Origin of the sequence: Okeanomitos corallinicola TIOX110 (assembly GCF_038050375.1) — a bacterium.
Taxonomy (GTDB): domain Bacteria; phylum Cyanobacteriota; class Cyanobacteriia; order Cyanobacteriales; family Nostocaceae; genus Okeanomitos; species Okeanomitos corallinicola.
Genome location: NZ_CP150886.1, coordinates 2,228,531 through 2,250,746 on the forward strand (window position 1 = coordinate 2,228,531; position 22,216 = coordinate 2,250,746).

General features: G+C 37.3%; 16 protein-coding genes. 7 read left to right on the plus strand and 9 right to left on the minus strand.

The genetic code is table 11. The features are described 5' to 3' along the window. Positions 1–507: 507 nt before the first annotated feature. The 4 genes from WJM97_RS09695 to WJM97_RS09710 all read left to right on the plus strand — a co-directional run bounded on the left by WJM97_RS09695 (position 508) and on the right by WJM97_RS09710 (position 4,006). Positions 508–2,064, plus strand: a complete 1,557-nt coding sequence (locus tag WJM97_RS09695) for an ATP-dependent DNA helicase (protein ID WP_353932829.1) — start codon at positions 508–510, stop codon at positions 2,062–2,064. A 220-nt stretch (positions 2,065–2,284) separates the two neighbouring features. Next, positions 2,285–2,500 (plus strand): DUF2839 domain-containing protein, encoded by a 216-nt coding sequence (locus WJM97_RS09700; protein ID WP_353932830.1) that lies wholly within the window; start codon positions 2,285–2,287, stop codon positions 2,498–2,500. Positions 2,501–2,965: 465 nt separating this feature from the next. Beyond that, the gene (locus tag WJM97_RS09705; RefSeq protein ID WP_353932831.1) at positions 2,966–3,307 is read left to right on the plus strand and encodes a DUF1815 family protein; all 342 of its coding nucleotides are present in this window, start codon (positions 2,966–2,968) and stop codon (positions 3,305–3,307) included. Positions 3,308–3,508: 201 nt separating this feature from the next. Continuing rightward, a complete protein-coding gene (locus tag WJM97_RS09710) occupies positions 3,509–4,006 on the plus strand; it encodes a thioesterase family protein (RefSeq protein ID WP_353932832.1) in 498 nt (165 codons plus the stop codon). Positions 4,007–4,020: 14 nt separating this feature from the next. Here the strand turns inward: WJM97_RS09710 and WJM97_RS09715 are convergent, their stop codons facing one another. Further along, complete coding sequence (locus tag WJM97_RS09715) at positions 4,021–4,218, minus strand: hypothetical protein (RefSeq protein ID WP_353932833.1); 198 nt, start codon at positions 4,216–4,218, stop codon at positions 4,021–4,023. Between the two features lie 99 nt (positions 4,219–4,317). Between WJM97_RS09715 and WJM97_RS09720 the strand changes: the two genes are divergently transcribed. Further along, positions 4,318–5,439 (plus strand): AAA family ATPase, encoded by a 1,122-nt coding sequence (locus tag WJM97_RS09720; protein ID WP_353932834.1) that lies wholly within the window; start codon positions 4,318–4,320, stop codon positions 5,437–5,439. 1 nt (position 5,440) lies between these two features. Continuing rightward, complete coding sequence (locus WJM97_RS09725) at positions 5,441–6,178, plus strand: DUF4276 family protein (protein ID WP_353932835.1); 738 nt, start codon at positions 5,441–5,443, stop codon at positions 6,176–6,178. A 52-nt stretch (positions 6,179–6,230) separates the two neighbouring features. On the opposite strand, the gene WJM97_RS09730 is transcribed toward WJM97_RS09725, so the two are convergent. The 8 genes from WJM97_RS09730 to WJM97_RS09765 form a co-directional block, all read right to left on the minus strand. Beyond that, on the minus strand, positions 6,231–7,427 hold the full coding sequence (locus WJM97_RS09730) for a 1-deoxy-D-xylulose-5-phosphate reductoisomerase (RefSeq protein ID WP_353932836.1): 1,197 nt from the start codon (positions 7,425–7,427) through the stop codon (positions 6,231–6,233). Between the two features lie 319 nt (positions 7,428–7,746). Further along, positions 7,747–9,000: a transposase gene (locus WJM97_RS09735; protein WP_353932837.1), complete on the minus strand. Its 1,254-nt coding sequence runs from the start codon at positions 8,998–9,000 to the stop codon at positions 7,747–7,749. A gap of 410 nt (positions 9,001–9,410) precedes the next feature. After that, on the minus strand, positions 9,411–10,970 hold the full coding sequence (locus tag WJM97_RS09740) for an HlyD family efflux transporter periplasmic adaptor subunit (RefSeq protein ID WP_353932838.1): 1,560 nt from the start codon (positions 10,968–10,970) through the stop codon (positions 9,411–9,413). A gap of 116 nt (positions 10,971–11,086) precedes the next feature. Further along, on the minus strand, positions 11,087–14,089 hold the full coding sequence (locus WJM97_RS09745) for a peptidase domain-containing ABC transporter (RefSeq protein ID WP_353932839.1): 3,003 nt from the start codon (positions 14,087–14,089) through the stop codon (positions 11,087–11,089). A 135-nt stretch (positions 14,090–14,224) separates the two neighbouring features. After that, positions 14,225–14,935, minus strand: a complete 711-nt coding sequence (locus WJM97_RS09750) for a peptidylprolyl isomerase (protein WP_353932840.1) — start codon at positions 14,933–14,935, stop codon at positions 14,225–14,227. A gap of 577 nt (positions 14,936–15,512) precedes the next feature. Then, positions 15,513–17,495, minus strand: coding sequence for an FG-GAP-like repeat-containing protein (locus tag WJM97_RS09755; protein ID WP_353932841.1), 1,983 nt, complete (start codon positions 17,493–17,495; stop codon positions 15,513–15,515). Between the two features lie 485 nt (positions 17,496–17,980). Further along, on the minus strand, positions 17,981–18,760 hold the full coding sequence (locus WJM97_RS09760; RefSeq protein WP_353932842.1) for a COP23 domain-containing protein: 780 nt from the start codon (positions 18,758–18,760) through the stop codon (positions 17,981–17,983). A 258-nt stretch (positions 18,761–19,018) separates the two neighbouring features. Further along, a complete protein-coding gene (locus WJM97_RS09765; RefSeq protein WP_353932843.1) occupies positions 19,019–19,462 on the minus strand; it encodes a hypothetical protein in 444 nt (147 codons plus the stop codon). Between the two features lie 542 nt (positions 19,463–20,004). On the opposite strand from WJM97_RS09765, the gene WJM97_RS09770 reads away from it, so the two are divergent. Continuing rightward, the gene (locus WJM97_RS09770) at positions 20,005–22,206 is read left to right on the plus strand and encodes an HAD-IIB family hydrolase (protein WP_353932844.1); all 2,202 of its coding nucleotides are present in this window, start codon (positions 20,005–20,007) and stop codon (positions 22,204–22,206) included. Positions 22,207–22,216: the final 10 nt, after the last annotated feature.

Sequence of the window (22,216 nt, forward strand, 5' to 3'; positions counted from 1 at the left end):
ATAAATATGAAATTTATTTTGCACGACTACTTATTTGTAGTTATGATTTAGAGATATGTATTTTATGTGTCATTTGTATTAATAGGCTCAACTCAATTATGTAAATAACTTTTAAGCTAGTAATTTTTAGGTTGTATTAATTAAAGTGATACTGATAAAAATACTGAAATCATAAATTGGGTTTCCAATAATTGGCAGCAGCGATAATTGCTCACACGACTATTTGAATTAAAATATAATTTTTGGATCTGCTCAGGTGTGATGGTTTTTTTGATATAACGCGTAGATACTAGATTAAATGCTTGGCTGCCTAGTTTAATTTATAACTGCTTCCCTGAAAATTCCTTTGTCAGTTGGCATAATTTCAGGAAGTTGGTAAATAGTGGTTGGGTAATTGGGAACAGGGAATGATAACCTATTACCTTTTATGACTGACTAATGATTCATGACAACATAATAGAAATGGGGCAGTTCTGAAAAAGTCACTTGTTATGGGATGAAAAGCGCGTGATTGAGGCAGAAGTTCATTTATCACTACACAACTTCCTGCGATCGCAGGTTGGGTTTCCAGCATGGCCACATCATTTGACGATGGCACGGTTGGTAGCAAGAGCTTTGCGATTAGGACGTAGTGCTTTAATTCAAGTTGGGGCAGTTTGCGGTTATCAAGGACGATATCGCACCAGTTTTATTGCATCTGCCTTAATGTGGCATGATCCTGTAATTATTGTGGCTACGGAAAATGTCCAGCAACGCTTACTAAATATAGAAATTCCCCGTTTACAGCAATGGTTATTAACCCAGAAACCAATCAGAACGGGTGAAGTTTGGCCTGGTTCTAATTTCCAAGGATTGCTGTTAACATCTCCCCAAGCTTGGTTAAAAAGTCAGTTGGCTGACGATGGGGGTTTTCCGGCTAATATTCCCACTATTATTGATGGGGTTGATGATTTGGAAGATTGGGTACGTGATCAGTTAACTCAAGATATTCAACCCCATGACTGGGATCAATTGATGCTGGCTTGTCCCCAGGAATCTGAGGTGATTCGTGAAGCTAGGATACAATTGACCCATGAATTATTTCAACATCCAGAAAATCCATATAATTGCTATCTGATTTCTCAATCGGAAATTGAAATTTTACAAGGACTGTTTTTGGTTTTAGACCAAAATACAGATGATTTACCAGTTGCTTGGCAAAACTTTAGGCAACAGTTCCAAAATTACCTGAATACTTATTCTGACCCTTTTTCCCCGTCTACTGACTTATTTTGGTCTACTATCGCTCGTCGTCAAGGGTTATTTTCTTTACATTACGCACCTATTGAGTTACCTGAGATATTAGTACCTATTTGGCAGCGTCAACCTGTGGTACTGGTTGGTAGTGCTTTAGAACCGGACACAGAAGCGCCGTTATTTCGCCAGCGATTGGGATTGGATGATTTAACTTGTTTAAAGTTTTCTGCTGATCATCAAGGGGAAGCTATTCAACTTTATGCACCCCATAAGTTGCCTTTACCTAATACACCGGAATTTCAAGGGGCATTTATTCACCAAGTCCGTACCCTCGTTTGTTTGAGTGCTACTGCACCAGGAGTAACGGTGGTGTTGGTGGGGGATGTACCCCTAAAATCTAGGGTAGGGGCAATTTTAGCTGCGGAGTTTGGTTCACGGGTACAGGTGGAAAAAACTTGTTTGGATGAAAATGGAATTTTGGTGACAGGTTGGGAATATTGGCGGGAGCATTATCATGTTTTACCCGCTCCCAGGCTGTTAATGATTGCCACTTTACCTTTACCATCTTTAGAAAATCCTTTAGTGGCTGGCAGGGTAGCCCACTACAAGCGATCGCACCAAGACTGGTTTAGACTTTATTTATTACCCACTGCCTTGAATGAATTACAAAGGGCGATCGCACCTGTCAGGGAACACAAAGGTATCGTCGCCTTATTCGATACTCGAGTCGTTAACCGCAGTTACGGCGCTCAAATTCTTACCGCTCTTAGTCCCCTCGCACGCCTAAATTATCTTGATCCCAGCCTATTTTCTCAAACAAATGAATAAAAAAAATTATCACAGGTAAGCTGTTATGCAGCTAAAGTTGATCATCCTAACATAGTTAAGTCTTGTGGTGTGGGCATCTTGCCCGCTAGACTTATACAAATTAAAGACACAGCAGCTTAATAGGCAATTGAGCATTGGGAAAAATCTTCTCCTCTCCACAACAACCTTAATTCCTGCGAACATATACAAATAACCTCAACCAAAAATTAGAAAACAGATTATGGGTGAAGCAAAACGTCGTAAAACCAAACTGGGAGAAGAATATGGTCAAGAAACTCGCATCTTACCTTGGGTTCCCATTAGCAAATCTCAAGCTGAATTATTTGTCAGTATCACTACCCGTGGAGCTTGGATTGGTATTGGTATGATGGTTGCTGCATGGGTGACTATCCGTTTTATTGGCCCTGCTTTTGGCTGGTGGCAATTAGCAGCTTAAAAAAGATGGTAGGGTGTAGGTGGGAGGAGACAAGCATTATTTTCTTCCCAACTCACACCTGGCCAAAGAAGTAACAAAATTCTGAAAAATTATGATAGAGCCAAGAAATACTACAAATTTCCTTAAACATCACCCATAAACGTTCAATATGCAACAGTTCAACAGTTGACTAGCAGGAGATTTGAGTTACGCTAAAGGCTGGCTATCACTATTAACTAATTCAAGTCGGCTAGCTAACTGGAAATAATCCTAACTTTAGCGGTTTTATCTGAGATTTATATTTTGTAAATTGAATACTTTGATACGGCAGATAAAATCGTTATCCACTACCCTGAGCAAGATAGTCAATTACAGACTTAACTATCTGCTAGGAATTGTAATGAATAGTTTACAATACCAAAGGATGGAAAAACCTAAAGAAAATATAAAATATACTCACATAACTGTGGTGTCTGGAGGAAAAAAGTGTTTCTGAGACTGGCACATCAACATAGACAATTTGTTCAAGACTTGGTAATGAACCTACAAGCCTTGGCGATAGTATTAGAGCGAAACGGCTATCTAGCTTCTTGTTACACCTGCGGCGACCAAATGAACAGTGCATCATTTATGGTTAGCTTAGGAGACAATCATCTGATTCGCTTTTTAGTATCAGATTACGGAATTACTTGGACTGAAATGCGGGATGACCGCGAATTGATGAAATTAGAAGGTGCAGAAGCAATTAGCCAATTGCAGGAACTAGCTAATCTTGTCAAGCAATCAATACAAACTTCTACAAATCAAAAAACTCTTGTTAAGAAGTAATTAGTTGCCCAAGATGAGAAAGTAATCATGCCTTTATTTTTCGGTAATTGGTCATTGGTAATACCGACTTTGTACCTGCAATGTCCAGTATCCATTGACAATTACCGTAAATTGCATCTTGATTAATAAGATTTCAAGTGTTTTGCAGGGTCTGTTAAAATCTCTTGGGTAATAGCAAAACTAATACTCAAAAGATTCAATATGACTCAAACAACACCAAGTCAACCAAAACTGCCACCAACCAGCGCTATTGACAAAGTAACAACAGCTGAATTTGAGAATTGGTTTGAGTATCCCATTAAAGTCCAACCGCACCATACTGATTATGCTGGTATTGTTTGGCACGGTAAATATTTAACATGGATGGAAGAAGCGCGGGTAGAATGTTTGCGCTCCATCGGAATTGATTTTGCAGATTTAGTAGCATTGGGTTGTGATTTACCAGTTGTAGATTTGTCATTGCGCTATCATCGTTCGCTGCAATTAGGGATGATGGCACTGGTAAAAACTCGGATGTTGGAAGTTACTGGTGTCCGTATCAATTGGGATTATAAAATAGTTTCTACTGATGGAGAAGAATTATATGTGAGTGGACAGGTAACATTAGTAGGATTAGATCGAGAAAGAGGTAAAATTATGCGACAGTTACCTCCAGCGATGAAAGATGCACTGGCGAAAATTTCTGCATCGTACAAATAAGCAATGTGATGTAATTAATTACCGACAGGTATTTGGGAAATGTTTTGAGTAATTTCAGAGACTTTCTGCCAAATATCTTGAGGCGTAATTCCAAAACCAAAGTATAATAAAACCACTATTGCTGCACAAGTCACAGCAGTTTTAATGGTGGTTTTTACTATTTTCCAGAGCAGAATAAATGTGATCCAGGCGACTATTAAAGTTATAATCATGATATCAAGGATTTTAAAATCATGGTTGTTAAATAGGTTATCCGTTATATTTGAAAATGGCAAGATAGTTAGGTTTATTAATAAAATTTAGAGAAAAGCATGAAAATTATTTCACTGAGACTCAAGAATAATTTTTTAGGTTGGGATTTTGATGAAGTTGATTTTTCATCAAATTTAACGCTGTTAGTAGGTGTTTCCGGTGTAGGTAAAACTCAAATACTGCGTGCAATTATGGATTTAAACCGCATTGCAAATGGAAAAAGTATAAATGGTTTGGAATGGAAAATAAGATTTTCTACCATCAATGGTAATGAATTCGTTTGGGAGGGTAGTTTTGATACTATTGACAACGAAGCAGATGAATTAATTTTTGACGACCAAGATGAAACAGAAAAACCATCATTACTTTATGAAAACCTGACTTCAAGAAATAGTATTTTAACTGAACGTAGTCAAGGAAAAATAAGAGTTAAAAATCAAGAAATGCCTAAATTTTCTTCGCATCAATCAATAGTGTATATATTGAGAGAAGAAAGTGATATAAAAGAAGCTTATAATGCTTTGAACAAAATTGAATACCGTGATCAAACAAGAAATGGTATATATAAAATACCAGAAAAACCTTTGCATTTTCTCACCAATAAATATAAAACATTGGAGGGTATAGTTAATAGTGGTGAAGATATTATAACTAAAATCTATTTAACTTATTTTCATAAATTAAATGTTTTCGATCAAATTAGATCCAGTTTTATTGATATTTTTCAACAAATCGAAGATATAAAAGTTGAGCTTATTGACAGAGATGATTTTCCAAAAAGTTTTTTTATTCCTTTTGTTTTTATCAAAGAAGAATCTGTAGAAAAATGGATTAGAGAAGATAGGATGTCTTCAGGTATGTTGCGGACACTTATTCATATTAGTGAAATTCACCTTTCAAATCCAGGAAGTTTAATATTAATTGATGAATTTGAAAATAGTTTAGGTATCAATTGTATTGATATATTGACTGATGACTTAATTCATGAAAATAAAACTTTGCAATATATCGCTACTAGTCATCACCCTTACATTATCAATAATATTCCCTATGAATACTGGAAAATAGTTACTCGCAAAGGTGGACATATTAGCATTCGTAATGCTTCAGATTATCATTTAGGTAAATCTAAGCAACAAGCATTTATTCAATTAACTAAAATTCTTGAAAAACAATTGTAACATGAATTTCTATTTTGTGTTTGAGGGGAAAACAGAAGCAATTATTTATAAAAAATGGTTATCTTTCCTACTACCACATTTAACTGAAGTGGATAGTTTTGATGCTGTTAGTCAGAATAACTATTATTACGAAAGTGATATGGGTGTTCCTGATTGTTATAGAGTTGCTGCTAATGCTATTCAAGAAATTAACGAAGTCCCAAAATATGATTATTTGGTGCTATTTACAGATGCAGATCGTTTGACTGTTTCCGATAAAAAAACAGAAGCATTAGAGAAAATTAAACTCAATTTACAAAATCAACCTTTTCAAACTCTACCAGAAAATTGTCAATTACAAGTTATTATCCAAAAAGTTTGTATTGAAACTTGGTTTTTAGGAAATAGAAACTTTTTTGTCAGAAATCCACAACATAATGAAACTCTGAAAGCATATATTAAATATTTTGATGTCAGTCAAAATAATCCTGAAGATTTAGCTAGTGAGTTTGAAGAAGATACGAAAAATAGTAAAGAAATCTTTGGATATAAAACTAAAGCTTTATTTCATGAAGGATATCTGAGAGAGATTTTTAAAGAACGTAATTTATCTTATAGGAAATCTAGACCAAGAGAAGTACAAGAAAAATTTTACTTTGATCAATTATTAGCTAGAATTAAAATAAATTCAGATCATTTACATAGTTTTCAAGAATTTATAGATTTTTGTGCAAGAATCAATATTCAAGAAAATCAATAAAAATTTATCCCACACCGCACCGGATAAGATGAGTGTAGGATAATTAGTATATCTACCCAACAGAAACTATCTGTGGTTGAATCGCTAATTTTTCAGTCGCAGTAAAAACCTCTTGTCTAGCCCATTGATCAGCTGCCAAAATGTCATCTAAAGAAGGATTTTGTTTGTTATCATTGGTATGGCGATCGCAAACAAACTCAATACACCTTGCAATATCCAAATACCCAATTTTCTCATCTAAAAACAGCGCCACAGCTTGTTCATTCGCCGCATTTAACACCGCCGGCATAGAACCACCAGCCCTACCCGCAGCATAAGCCAAATTCATGCAAGGATACTTATGATGATCCGGTTCACGGAATGTTAAATCACCAGATTTTACTAAATTCAATCTTTCCCAATTAGTAGCAATTCTTTCTGGCCAAGACAACGCATAAAGCAGCGGTAAACGCATATCTGGCCAACCAAGTTGAGCTAAAACAGAAGTATCTTGTAACTCAATCAAAGAGTGAATAATACTTTGGGGATGAATGACAATTTCAATATCATCATAATCCATCCCAAACAAATAATGAGCCTCAATGACTTCTAAACCCTTATTCATCAAAGTTGCAGAGTCTACGGTGATTTTTTTACCCATTGACCAATTAGGATGTTTAAGAGCATCCGCAACTTTCACATTTGCTAACTTCTCCACAGGCCAGTCACGGAAAGCACCACCGGAAGCAGTTAGTAATATCTTCTTTAACCCACCATCAGGAACACCTTGCAGACATTGAAAAATTGCCGAATGTTCCGAGTCTGCTGGTAATAGTTTCACACCATGTTTTTCCACCAACGGTAAAACCACAGGCCCACCAGCAATCAGAGTTTCTTTATTTGCTAGAGCAATATCCTTACCAGCTTCAATTGCTGCAATTGTCGGTAACAAACCCGCACAACCAACAATACCTGTTACCACACTTTCAGCGTCACCATAACGAGCAACCGCTGTCACACCCTCTTCCCCAGCTAGTAAAAGTGGTTGGGGATCAACGTCTTTAATAGCTTCCCGTAGTTCTGGTAACTTATCAGCGGCAGAAATAGCTGCAATTTGGGGACGAAACTGGCGAATTTGGGCTGCAAATAACTCCACATTGCGCCCCGCAGTTAGGCCAACTATGCGAAACTTGTCTGGATGTTCAGAAACTATATCTAAAGTCTGAGTACCAATAGAGCCAGTAGAACCAAGAAGAGTAATAGCTTTCACAATTATTTAGGGGTTGACGATACTCTTAACTTTGACACTCTGCGTCCTCAAGGAGCGCAGATTCTTGGTTCAACGAGTCCACTTAGATTAGAGTCCTTGCGGCATCTAACCCAGAGGTGGTTCTCTCCCCAAGCGTTACTTTCCCCCTGCCCGGAGGTAGTTGCATGACTACAAATCCTGTCTGCCGACAGGCAGGTTTGTTTGATTTGAAATTCTGTGTCGTGTTTCGACTTCGCTCAACACAAGCCTAGTACCTGTAAATCTTTTACCTACTTCCAGGTGATAGTTCCAAAAAACATAGACAAATATCTCATGCCTTTCATTTGTCGGGAATAACCCCGACAGGGCGAACTACAACGCCCTCTATCCCTAGACTAAAAGCTGTCGGGACTACTTTTCGTAAAATATTCAAACTACCATTGACATCAGCATGAATCAATAAACCATTACCTGTTTGATAAAACTTAGTTCTGATTCTGCGACCACTAAATTTTACACTGAGCTTAGTCGAAGTGTTCACTTCTTTCGAGTCAACTTTGCCATAAGTAGGAATAGGATCTTGGTCTAAAAAAGAAGCTACAGAAGTGTAAGACTCCTCAGAGACCAATACATTTATCCCCACTAATTTCGCTTTATAACTCAACTGCTGTACAAATCGAGTATGGGGAATACAAACAAAGTTTTGATTATTTCTACTGCCCAAATTCCCATTCTGTTTCCACAAGGAATTTTGACCTATTACTAAAGTCCCAATCCCACACTTGACTAAATGGTTAATAATTAAGCGACTGGCTTTATGCAGATAATCATCTACTCGAAAATTCCGTTTTTTAGTTAAACTTTGTAGTCGTTTAGAGGTCTTTTGATGTGCAGGTAGTAAAGATTGTAAATTGGCTTTTCTTTGATTGTAATAACGATTAATTGATTTGATAATCCGCCCGGAAACCAGAACTGGTATAAATCCCGGCTGGTTTGATGTTAAAGTGGCTAGATTATCTATGCCTAAATCAATCGCTGCTATAGCATTACTGTCTAAACCATAATCTGTTTCCTCTTTTTCATAGACAACTTCTACTACATAATGGTCAATCTTGGGGACAATTCTTACTTGATTTAGATAACAATAATCTACTTTTGTAGGAATGTGAATCTGTGTTTGTGACAGATGAATCAACCCGGATTTCATTTTGGGTTTACTCACTGCTTGGGCTGTATAAACTAATAAATGTCTCCCTTTTTCTTTGTGTTTATATTTGGGTAATTTGGGTCTGCCTAAAAATTTAGATTTATCTTCTGCATAAGCTTTAATTGCTGCAAAAAAAGATGACCAGTTGCGATGTAGTCCTAATAATACTTGTTGGGCAACTTTGGCTGGTAAGGCCTGGTATGGTTCTGTCCCTTTTAACTGTTTTGCTAAACAATTGTAATCGAGGTATTTTTGAGCAAAGATGAAACTTTGGCGAATGTGAAAGTTAGCATAATTGTAGAGGTTTTTGGCAGCAAAACACAATTTATCAATCTCCTGATAATGGGGATGATTTCTTTGAATGATATGCCGCTCTACTACTTGCATACACTAACTGGTTTCTATGAATATTCGCCCATATATACTAACATATCTTAGATCTGATAATGCACAAAATTCTTGCTCAGTTCTCTTTGCACAAGAAAAGCTGTATAAGTGATTTTAGCTGACTTGTCTGTGATTAATGACTAGACATGACTATATTTGTCTATAAATTCGGCGAAGTTTACCAATACTAGAACTACGAAGTAGAACCCCATAGATTTAATTGTCAAGGTACAGATTGCCGTTAAGCAGTTAGGTTTTTATACAGGTTGTTTACCATTCCTGTGAAATTCACTGTAGCATAACTGTCCTCAAGGGGCAAGCCGCTATTAGTCATTAGTCATTGGTTGTTAGTAATATTCATCCTGACTCCTGACTCCTGTACGGGCGAACGGCCGTTCGCCCCTCCTGAATTAACGTACCTCTTTCAAACTATCAACTTGTTTGGTAAACATCTCTGTAAACAAATCCATGACAGTACGTTCTTCACGGACTTTGATATTAGCAGTAATAGACATCCCTGATTGTAAAGGAATAGTTCTACCTTGAGCGATAATATTTTGTTGATCCAAACTAACTGTAGCTGGAAATCTATAAAATTGATGAGTTTGATCTGGTGGTAAAGCATCTGAACCAATATTGATTACTTGACCTTTAATATCTCCAAACTGACTAAAAGGAAAGGAATCTATTCTCACATCTACTTTCATCCCCTCACGAACAAAACCAATATCTTTATTAGTGATAAATACATCGGCAATATATTTATCATTAGGGACGATTTGCAATAATTTTTGGGTAGGATTAGCCACAAAACCAGGGTTTTTAGCTTGTAAATCAAATACAATTCCTGAAACCGGAGCGCGAACTTCTTGATATTTAATGTTTAATTGTGATTGGGAAATTTTACTATTAATATCAGCCAATCTCTGTTCATTTTCCAGAATAATTCGCATAAATTGACTATCAATTTCTGCAATTCTCTGTTTGTTATTAGCTATCTGATCTAAAACATTTTTATCAGTTACTGCTACGGTATTTGTAACTTGTTGCTGTGCTTTTTGAATATCAAACTCTAGGCGTTTTTCTTCTTCCATTAATTGTTCTATTTCTGCCTGGAGAGTTTGTACCTGTTGTTGCTGATTCAGGTATTGTAACTGAGAAATTCCTCCTTCTACTGCTAGAATTTTCAACTTATCTAAAATCTGTGATTGAATGGCTAAACCATTTTGAGTATCTTTTAGCCGCACTTCTGTTTGAGATAGTTGCTTTCTGATTTTTTCAACTTCTAATTTAGCTGCATTGGAACGAGATTCTAATTCTCTCTGGGCAGCAACAAAGCGTTGTTGTTCATCTATACCATTTCTTACATCTGGTGCAGAATTTCTTAATTGAGAACGGAGGAGTTGATTTTCCGATACTAACGATGCTCTATTTTTTAATAGAAAAGCTGATTCTGCTGGTAAGTTACCGCTTAAAAAATTTAACTCTGATGCGACGGCAGTGCTTGCTCCCATTAAGCGGCGATAAATATCATTTTCTTTGATTAAAGCTACACGAATTTTGTTTAGAGAACTTAATTCAGCTAAGGTGGCAATAGATTCAAATGTTAAGAGTAATTCTCCTTCTTTAACCTCTTGTCCATCTTTGACATACACAGATTTAACAACACCATTAATAGGAGCTTGAACTTCTTTAACCGTTCCCTCTGGTTTTAATTGACCAGTAGCAGGAACAACCTGTTCAATTTTGGCAAAATACGCCCAACCAATACCAAAACAAGCTACCAGCATCATGGTAATCATGATCGTGCGTGACCAAACTGGTGATTGTTTTAAGACTATGGATTGTTCAAAGCTATCTTGATAGGAAGTATTTGAAGAATTACTAGCAGATTTTTTGATGGGTAACTCTAGATTTTGTTTTTTGCCGTTACCGTTAGAGTTGATTTTATTACCGTTAACTTGAGTCATAACAATTTTGGATTTTGGGTTTGAGTATTCACAGGAAATTTCAGATTATTCAGATATATTTATGCTAACAACTGATCATCAGGGTTTAGCAATACTAAACCCCTGAAACTGACAACTTAGAGATTAACTTCTTGTTGTTGATAGAGGTAGAAATAATGTCCTTTAGTGGTCATTAATTCTTGGTGGCTACCTTGTTCTATTACCCTACCACCATCCATTACAACAATGGTATTAGCATTACTAACAGTATTGAGGCGGTGAGTAATGAAAAAGACGGTTGTACCTTGGAATGCTCGCGCTAAATTCAAGCATATTTGTCGTTCGGTGGGATAATCTAGGGCGCTGGTAGCTTCGTCTAAAACTAATAATTTTGGTTTTTGGAGAATGGAACGGGCGATCGCAATTCTTTGTCTTTGTCCACCAGAAAGGTTTGAACCTTTTTCTCCTACCCTGGTGTTATAACCATTGGGCAAGTTCATGATAAATTCATGGGCAACAGCAATCCTAGCCGCTTCGATAATTTCATCTGTGCTGGCATCGGGATTAGTTAAGGCTATATTTTCTTGGACTGTACCATCAAACAACAATGGATCTTGAGGTACAACTCCTATTTGCCGACGTAGTGAATAAAGTTCTACTTTACTAATGTCATAACCATCAATCAAAATTCTGCCAGACTCAACGTTATAAAGTCTGAGTAGTAATTTCATCATGGTACTTTTCCCTGAACCACTTTGTCCGACAATGCCGACAAATCTACCAGATGGAAAATCAAGACTAACGTTATTTAGTTGTAATGGTCCACTGGGAGCAAATCTAAAGGAAACACCTTCATATTTAACTGCACCCTCAATACTGGGTAAGGGAATATTTTCTCTGTCTGCTTCTGCTTCTTGGGGTGTATCAACAATGTCACCTAATCGCTCTAAAGATAATCCAGTTTGTTGGAAGTTTTGCCACAGTTGCGCCAATCTTAATATGGGGCTGGTAACGTAACTGGAGATAATTCTAAAGGCGATTAATTGTCCTAAAGTCAGGTCTCCTTTTAAGACTAAATAAGCTCCTACCCACAACACTAATAAGGCACTAAGTTTATTTAAAAATTGACTGGTGGAGTTTGCTAAGGTAGAAGTGATGACGGTTTTAAAACCTGCGGCTACAAATTTGGCATAACGTTCTTGCCAGGAAAAGCGCGATCGCAATTCAATATTTTGTGCTTTTACTGTTTGAATACCTGACATCACTTCCACTAAATAAGATTGAGTAGAAGCATTCCGTTCTGCCTTGGTGCGTAACTGTCGGCTAATGGTGGGTGCAGCAATTAATGTCACTACAACAAATAAAGGAATAATTCCTAAGCCCACTATGGTTAGCTGCCAACTATAAAACAGCATGACAACGATATAAACCACCGAGAAAACGGCATCTAATACTACTGTTAATGCTGTACCTGTGAGGAACTGACGAATGTTTTCTAATTCGTTGACGCGAGTTGCGAGTTCACCAACTGGGCGCTTTTCAAAATAACGTAATGGTAATCTCAACAGGTGGTCAATAATTTGTGACCCCAAACCCATATCAATCCGGTTTGTGGTATCTACAAATAAGTAAGTCCGTAATGTAGTTAATACTGCTTCAAATACACCGACTGCTAATAGTAAAACTCCTAAAACATTCAGGGTATTAATACTATTTTGAACGATGACTTTATCAATGATTAATTGAATAACTAACGGGTTTGCTAAAGCTGCTAGTTGGACGAAGAAGGAAGCAATAAATACTTCTATTAAAACTCGCCGATAACGTGATAAATATGGTAAAAACCAACTTAAACCAAATCTTTGCTGGGGTGTTTCCTGGGTAGCACTAATCAGTAAAACTTTCAGTTGTGGTTGCAGGTTACTCTCATCAGTTTCTATTTCTTGAATCAGTTGACTTGGTTTACAATTAATAATGCCCTTGGATGGCACACCCAAAACTACGGTATGATCGTCAACTGCATAGACCACAGCATAATTATCTTGATATTGAATTAATGCTGGTGTGGGAATGCGAGTAATGGCTGTGGCGGGAATTTCTACTAATTGAGATTTAAGACCAATTAATTCGCCTAAATAGGCACAAACAGGGAAGGAGATATTACCCTGCCGTTTTATTTGTTCGCTTAAAATTCGCCTTACTACTTCTTTTCTGAGGGGAACTTCTAAGTGTTTACCCAACATTTGAAAACAGGCCAAGGTAGAATCTAATTCTCCCTGTCCCCGAAAGAAGGGGAATTTTTTGAGGTTATGCTTGACTTGAGGCTTTTGTGGTGAAGGCGTACTTACGGCTTCGTTTGTAGCGTAGGGAATGTCTATTTCCTCTAGGTTTTGCTCTTGATCATCTAGTTGTTCTACTCCTACTTGATATTGATCTAGAAATAATAAATCTTCAGGAAGGATACCTACTAAACGTGCAGGGCTATTACCTGTTACTTCTACAATGTTTCTAGAACTTGTTGCTAATTGAGTACCTGGGGAACAATTAGCTACTGTACCACCACCACTAACAAGCCAGACTCTATCAGTTTCTAGTTGATTAGATTGGTGTTTTCCTGGTGGAAGATAATGAATTTGTACCTTTGATACAATTTCTTGGGTGATTTCTTTGAGGTTTAAGCTGGCGTTGGCTTGTTGGGCTAATTGGGGGCTGAGAACATCAAATATTTCTATGACATGACTGGCATTTTGACGATCATGGGCAAAGGCTGGATTTTGAAATAGTAGACTTAAATAGTCTGCTGTACTGAAGGTTAAACAAATTATTTCTGTAGAGGCGATCGCTGTTTCACAAGCTATCTGTCTCAATAAACTAATTTCCCCAATTACTGCCCCCGGTTCTAAAATTTTTAGGGTGACAGGTAATTGTGTCTGGGGATCATACCCTAGTAACCTGACTTTTCCTTCATAGAGAATTGATATTCGATCTGGTAGTTTTTCTTTACTAATTATTTTTTGCCCGATGCGGTAACGTAAGGCTTGCTGTTGAGATAAAAGATTATTTCTTTCGGATACCGATAGTTGTTCAAATCCAGGCAGGTTGGTTAAGAATTCGGAAAAGGATTGATTACTATAAGTCATGTTTATGAGAATTAATTAATTTTTATTGTCGTGGCAGGGATAGATAGTATTATTATTCGTTGTGAAAGCTATATAGAATGATGAACAGGAAAAATTTAATAATTGAGTCTTTATCCGGTTCACATCCTCGCTCACTCAATCTTCTGCTTGTTTGATTTGCCAGTTTTGTGGTGCTATTTGGGTTTGTAGCCAACCCTGGAAACGCTCATTTATTAATCGCTGCCGCGTGGAACGATCAAATTGTGCTGGTAATAGTTTCTCTAACCTGACAATTACAAGCCATTCACCTATTTGAGTTGGTGGTGATAGTTGTTGCGGCTGACTCACAGATAAAATTTTCGCCAACATTGGATTTAAAGCTTGTAATTCCACAGGGCCAACTAAACCATCTGTTTGTGCTTCTGGTCCCTGGGCATATTCCCTTGCTAGTTGGGCAAAAGATTGTTCTCCCTCCTGAATACGAAAATAAATTTCTTGGGCTATCCCAATCTCAGCAGTGGTAATGAGTGAATATATAACTCTATCCAGTTGGGGTTTACGCTGGTAAAAGTAAGAGTCTATATCTTGTCCCCAAGATGCTTCTTTGAACTTTTCCAATTTGAGTTGGCGAATAGCTATACTATTCATAGTTTCAGGACTGATTGTCTGTTCCTGTCGTCCTTGATATTGTTGGGCTAGTTGTTCACAGGCGAGTTGCTCTTCTTCTGGTGTAGACTCAACTTGTGCGATCGCTTGATCAATCACCACTTCTTTCAGTAATGGCGGCACTAATTGATATTTCTGTAATAATTGCAGAACTTCAGCAGCAGGTAGTATGCGATCGCCAAATTGCAGCACTGGATTCATATTATTCGTAAGCAGGTTTACCACCTCTATCAGTTAGTTGTTATCAAAAAAATAGTAGAACTAGATTGGAGTATGTTTATCCACGAGTTAAGAAAACGTTATTGTTTATGAATCTCTAGGTTTAAAGTTTTTGTACATAGATAAATTTTTCATGAAGTTCATAAACTTAACGGATTACGTTTTTACATACTTCAGTAAAAAATTATCCGTATTTAAATATCATCGTACCAAACTATCACAATTTTTTGAAAATGCAAGCTCAAACTGGCAGTTCAGTAAAAAAACTTAGAAATTTAACTTGAAAATATAGAAAATACATTTTTAATTCGGGTTTATAGCTATCTATATGCTTTCTGCCCGAAACTTTTCACCAGCCATTATACTATAATTTACCATTTCTCATTGATTAATTACGTAATTTAACAGAAGACATAGTTTAAAGGTTTACACATCTGTCACTTGGATACAGGTTGATTAAAAAAGTAAGGGCTAAAGGTTTTTTCCCTTTACCCCTTAGTTCTGTTATAGTTTTTTGATTTCTTCTGATTTATAGAAGCTGACTAAATTTGTAATTCCCTTACGCAATTACAAAAATATCACTAGCACTCAAAGTAGCCGCATTAGTCAAAGTAGCAATCTGAACACCATCAGATCCACCTAAACCATCCACATCAAAGAACAACGCACCACTACCAGTGTTGTAAATGAATCTGTGATCAGCAGTAGTAGCAGAAGTTGCACCTAAACCTAAACCAGAAATAAATGCTGCTGCGTCTATGGAAGCACCGCCACCATCGGATAAACCAGCAAAGCCAGATGCAGATATTTGAATTGTATCTCTTAGAGCCGGATTGACATCGGTTGCGTCAAAGTCAGCAATTCTATCTAAACCATCACTGGAACTTTCAAAGCGGAAGGTATTACGACCATCACCACCAAACAGGAAGTCATTACCAGCACCACCAATTAAGGTATCATCGCCTCCTTGACCGTAAATGTAGTCAACACCACCGCCACCATTTAGGGTATTAATGCCATCATTACCTGTGATTCTATTGTTCAGTCCATTACCTGTACCATTAATGTTGCCATTTCCAGTTAAAGTTAAGCGTTCTAAATTGTCGCCCAAGGTATAGGTAACAGAGGAGATGACGGTATCAAGCCCTTGATTAGCATTCTCAATGACTACATCCCCTGCATCATCAACGTCATACTGGTCATTACCATCACCACCAATCATCCTATCAGCACCTGTACCGCCAAATAGGAAGTCGTTACCATCACCACCTAGTAAGGTGTCATTACCTCCATAGCCATAGATATAATCTTGACCACCTAAACCATTTAGGACATTGTTACCGTCATTACCAGTGAGGTTGTTATCTAATTCGTTACCTGTACCGTCAATATCACCATCACCAATTAAAAGCAGGCGCTCCAGGTTATCTCCCAAAGTGTAGGTGACAGTGGAGACAACAGTATCTATCCCAGCATCACCAATAACTACATCACTGGTACTATCTACATCGTATCTGTCATTACCAGAACTACCAGTTAAAGTGTCCCCAACAGTTGTATTTAACAAGATTGAGATATTGTTATCATCTCGGTTAACTACTACTAGGTCTAAATCATTGTCACTGTCAATGTATCCTGCTGCTACTGCGCGAGCGCCATTTCCGGCAGAAAAATTGGTGGCAGCACCAAAGTTACCGTTACCATCTCCTATCAATAAGGAAACATTATTACTACTACTATTTGCGACCAATAAATCAAGGTTGCCATCACCATCAATATCGCTGGCAGTTACTCCTCGTGGTTCTGAGCCTACATTGAAGTTGGTTGCGGAGAGAAAACCGCCTGCACCATCTCCTAACTGTACAGATACCACGGAAGTTCCAGACCGAACAATTGCTATATCTGGATTACCATCTTTGTTGAAGTCTTCTACGGCAATATCACGGGTAGTAGTACCTACGTTATAGCTTTCAAAGTGACCAAAAGTACCTACGCCAGTTCCACTGAAGACATAGACATTGTTATCGTCAAATCTACCCGCAGCTACGTCTAGGAGACCATCATTGTTAAAGTCTCCCAGAGATATGGCGCTGAGTGGAGTTCCAGTAAAAGCTTCAGGGACACCATAGATACTAGCTGGACCGAAAGTGCCATTACCATTACCTAGCAATATAGATATATTGCTGCTTGGTGCAGCGGAAGGAGTACCCAGTTCAACTAGGTTAAAGTTAGCTGTTGCTATATCTAACTTACCATCACCATTGAAGTCACCAATAAAAACATCAATGGGATTATAGGCTGAACTGACACCAACAGGGCTAGAACCAGCTTCAACAAAATCACCTGTGCCATCGCCCAAAAGGATTGATACTGTTTTATCTGTAGAGTTAGTTACTACCGCATCTACATTTCCGTCGCCGTTCAAGTCTGCTAGATCAACTGCAAATGGCTGATTTCCTACAGATTCAGTTGGTGCGTTAAATGATATTGCCATTGGTTGATTTTCTACAGATTCAGTTGGTGCGTTAAATGATATTGACATTGGTTGATTCCTTACTAAAATTACAAACCTGAATTTATCTAAACAAAAGATTGCTATATCTGTCTAGCTGAAATTTTCTATTAATAGATGCTATTATCCTACGCTTGACAAATCTAGCATTTGCTTTTCTCTCATCAATTTAAGCCAATTACCTTGGATTTTTGATAAATATAATTAAACTTTTACGGAAAATTTATATTTCTAGTTCTAAATACCAATAAAAAATCAAATATTCTTTCCAGATTTTTGCTGGATATATTGTTGATTATTAAATATGTAGTAAAAATGACATATTTTATTGTCAGTAATATATTGACATTAATCGCTTAATGTCAATATATCAATTTATTGATTACTAAAAAATATATTTAAGGATATACAAAGAAACCTGCTTTAAGGGCAGGTTAAATTCTCTTTGTACATAGTATATATGTGGATATTTTATTGGTATTATTTGTCTGATTTCCACAAATAAAAACTATTTTTTATCTGAATAAACCAGGATTTAAAATAGTCCGGTTTTGTGGTTGGAACTGACGACCAAAGGATACTCCATTTCTTAATTGGGTAGCTGTACCACCATCTTCAGGAGCTAAGAAAGGTTTTAAGTTAATGCCATTTTTAGAAGAACTGACATTGTTTACTGTGCTGTTACCACCTAAAAGTGTGCGACCTAAATTATACAAATCATTTGTTCCTCCCCAACCACGATTTGTATAAGTATTTACAGCTGTGGTTTGTTGTCCATTATCTGCGGTGGCTAGGTTGCTGAAAATGCTGCTACGGATGGCGTAGGGGTCTTTATCCCGTGGTACGGTTAGTAAAATACGACAACTAGGGTTGGCTTCTGTGGTGACACAGATGATATTTTCGTTGTTTTCTCTGGCTATCTGTAATTCTTGTAGGCCATCTGGACGATACAATTCTAATCTTTGGGCGATCGCCTGACAACGATTTTCAGCACTCCAACCACCACCTAAAGTCTGAGGTGCAGCCCAAGCAAAAAATTGACCTGGTTGACTTTGGGGTTGATACATTACAGTATATCTGCTGTTGTAAGATTGACAGCTAAACCTGGTACTGGTATCTACAGGAGTAGAGGTAGGCGTACCCGTAGATGTACCTGATGGAACTGTTGTCGTTGAACCTGATGGTACGGTAGGAACAACAACGCTATCGGTTTGAGCAAAAGCAGTGGAATTACCAATTAATAAGGATAAACTCAGACTGCCTAGTAATAAATAATGAAGTGGTTGTGATGCCATAATTTTACCTCGAATATATATTGCTGTATACCTTGACGGAGAATTTTACTTTTGGTTCGTTTTTGGAGATGATTTTTTCTCCATACTCAGTTATTATCCATACTTCGTTGATATCTATCATAAAACAATTTTTCTGGTTGAAAATTGATTAGTAGTAAATCAATATACAGCAGATTGCAGATCAATGAGGTACAGAATCGAAATTGAAACCTAGACACCAAGCTAGTTTCACTCCTGACTCCTGAATTCTGCTGTAAATTAGTTAATGCGTTGGACAAGTTGATTAATGTTAGCCGCAGTTTCTTCCGGTTTTCCAGTCAGAGGAAAAATTAAAATACTTTTAATGGCTGGGTTATTTACTAATTGTTTCAGCCGATGAGATTGGGCTTCACTAATAGCAATACCATGATAATCTTTAACATAATTTAATTCATCTTGAAAATTATTATCATTATAGGCTTGAATAAAAACTCTATCCACATTCCATTTTGGCCAATCAGCCGAAAAATATTGTTTAGCCCAATAAGGATTATGATGACAAATATCAAAACTAACAGAAGAGTTAGCTGTTTTCATAGCTTTAATCATTTGCTGCATAAACTTAGTTAACTTAGCAGTACAATTGATATTTCCTGGTAATTCTGTATGATAAGCTAAATAATCGTCCCATTGTACAGCATCAATTTCCGGATATCTTTGCACAAACTCAACCAAGGTATTAGTTAAAAAATTAGCAACATTGAAAAATTAGAATTATAGATAATGGGATATTTGCACATCCACATCCACTAGGTTCTTTTTTTTGTGTGACATAATATGATGATTACCTAAAAATCTCTATCTAGATAAAAGTTTTGAAAATATCAATAACCATAAAATAATGAATTGTTTCTATGGTATTTTATTTCATTCTTAATACTTGATAGCGAAGTAATGATTTGAGATTGGCTTGTTCCGAAACTCAACAAATATACTCGTAATATCACGAGGCATTATTGTTTAATCTTTAAATTATTATACCAGATATGTAAAAACAGTTGTTTAATAATAAACATTAAACCATGATATACTGGCGTAAATAAAGTCTCAAAAACCATCATTTTCAGGAGATCAGATTCTGTACAAAGGTATAAAAAATCCTAATTTGCCTGTATTATGAAGGCTTAACCTATAATAGTAAAATCAATTTGGTATAAAAAGACTAAATATAGGCTGCTATACAGTCAATTATGGAGGAAGACAGAATGTCAAACAGTCCAGGACTGTACATCATACTCGTTAGTGTTCATGGATTAATTAGGGGTGAGAATTTAGAATTAGGAAGAGACGCAGATACTGGTGGACAGACAAAATATGTAGTTGAACTGGCGAACACATTAGCCAAAAATCCACAGGTTGAAAGAGTTGATTTAGTAACTCGGTTGGTGAGTGATCCTAAAGTAAGTCCTGACTATGCCCAACCAGTCGAAAAACTTTCCGAAAAAGCCCAAATTATTCGCCTCAACTGTGGTCCCCGTCGTTATCTCCGCAAAGAGGTTCTCTGGCCATACTTAGATACCATGGCCGATGAACTACTCCGACACATTCGTAAAGTAGGCAAAATACCCAATGTAATTCATACCCACTATGCAGATGCAGGATATGTTGGGAGTCGCGTTGCTGGTTGGTTAGGTACACCCCTTGTCCACACTGGTCATTCATTAGGAAGGATCAAGCAGCAAAGACTATTAGAACAGGGAACAAAACAGCACATTATTGAAGAACATTTTCATATTAGTAGAAGAATAGACGCAGAAGAGATTACATTGGGTGGAGCGGCTTTAGTGATAGCCAGTACGTCCCAAGAAGTTGAAGAACAGTATAGTGTTTACGATCGCTATCAGCCAGAAAGAATGGTGGTAATTCCCCCTGGTGTGACTTTAGAAAAATTTTACCCAGCAGGGGATGATTGGCAAAACCCACCTATTCAAAAAGAACTAGAACCTTTTCTCAAAGATATCCACAAACCAATGATCACGGCGATTTCTCGCCCAGCAATTCGCAAAAATGTTAGTAGCCTGATTAAAGCCTACGGTGAAGATCCAGAGTTACGTAACCTAGCTAACCTGGTACTGGTGCTAGGAAAAAGAGATGACATTATGACGATGGAATCTGGACCGCGTCAGGTGTTTATGGAGATATTGCAACTAATAGACCGCTATGATTTGTATGGTCATGTAGCCTATCCTAAACATCACGCCTCCAATGATATTCCAGATTTATACCGCCTCACAGCTAAAAATCAGGGTGTTTTTATCAACCCAGCTTTAACAGAACCATTTGGTTTAACGTTAATTGAAGCTACTGCTTGTGGTGTACCAATTATTGCTACTGCTGATGGTGGTCCGAGGGATATTTTGGCAGCTTGTGAAAATGGATTACTGATTGATCCTTTGAATATTCAAGACATCCAAAATGCTTTACGGACAACTCTCAAAGATCGGCAACAATGGCAAAGCTGGTCTGATCAGGGTTTAATTAATGTCCGCAAATATTTCTCCTGGCAAAGTCATGTGGAGAAATATTTAGATAGGATACGCTTATTTAAACAACAAAAAATTCAATCTTTACTTAGTCCTTTACCTGTACCTCCAGCAGTGGATCATCCAGATTGGAAAGTTCAAGATACTAACCGTCTACCAACGGCTGATCGGTTCTTGGTTTGTGAAATTGATAATACGTTGTTAGGGGATAAGGAAGCTTTAGAAAAGTTAATTGAGCGGATTCGCAACGAAGGTCAAACAACCGGGGTAGGAATTGCTACTGGGCGCAGTCTGGAAAGCACTTTAAGTATGTTGGAAGAGTGGCGCTTTCCCATGCCAGATTTGTTAATCACATCAGCGGGTAGTGAAATCTATTATGGACCGCAGATTGTTACAGATACAGGTTGGAAAAAACATATAGGACATCATTGGCAAGGTGAAGCTATTCGTCAGGTGATGAAAAATATTCCTGGTGTAGAATTGCAACCACCGGAATCTCAACGCAAGTTTAAGATTAGTTATTTTGTGGATGAGTCTAAAGCTCCAAAATTCCGGGAGATTATCCGCCATTTGCGTCGTCATCAACTCCCTGTTAAAGGTGTTTATAGCCACAATATGTATCTGGATTTAGTGCCAATTCGGGCTTCTAAGGGTGATGCTATTCGTTATGTGGCTTGGAAATGGGGTTTACCTGTGCAACGTTTCTTAGTGGCTGGTGCTTCTGGTAATGATGAAACCATGTTAAGTGGTAGCACTCTTGCTGTAGTGGTAGGAAATTACAGCCAGGAAATTGAAAAACTACGTGGTCATTCACAGGTTTATTTTGCTGAAGGTCATTATGCTTGGGGTATTTTGGAAGCTTTAGATCATTATGACTTTTTCGGTAATCTGTCTCAAAAACAACTAGAGTTAGCTAAAGTTTAGTTTTTAGGAT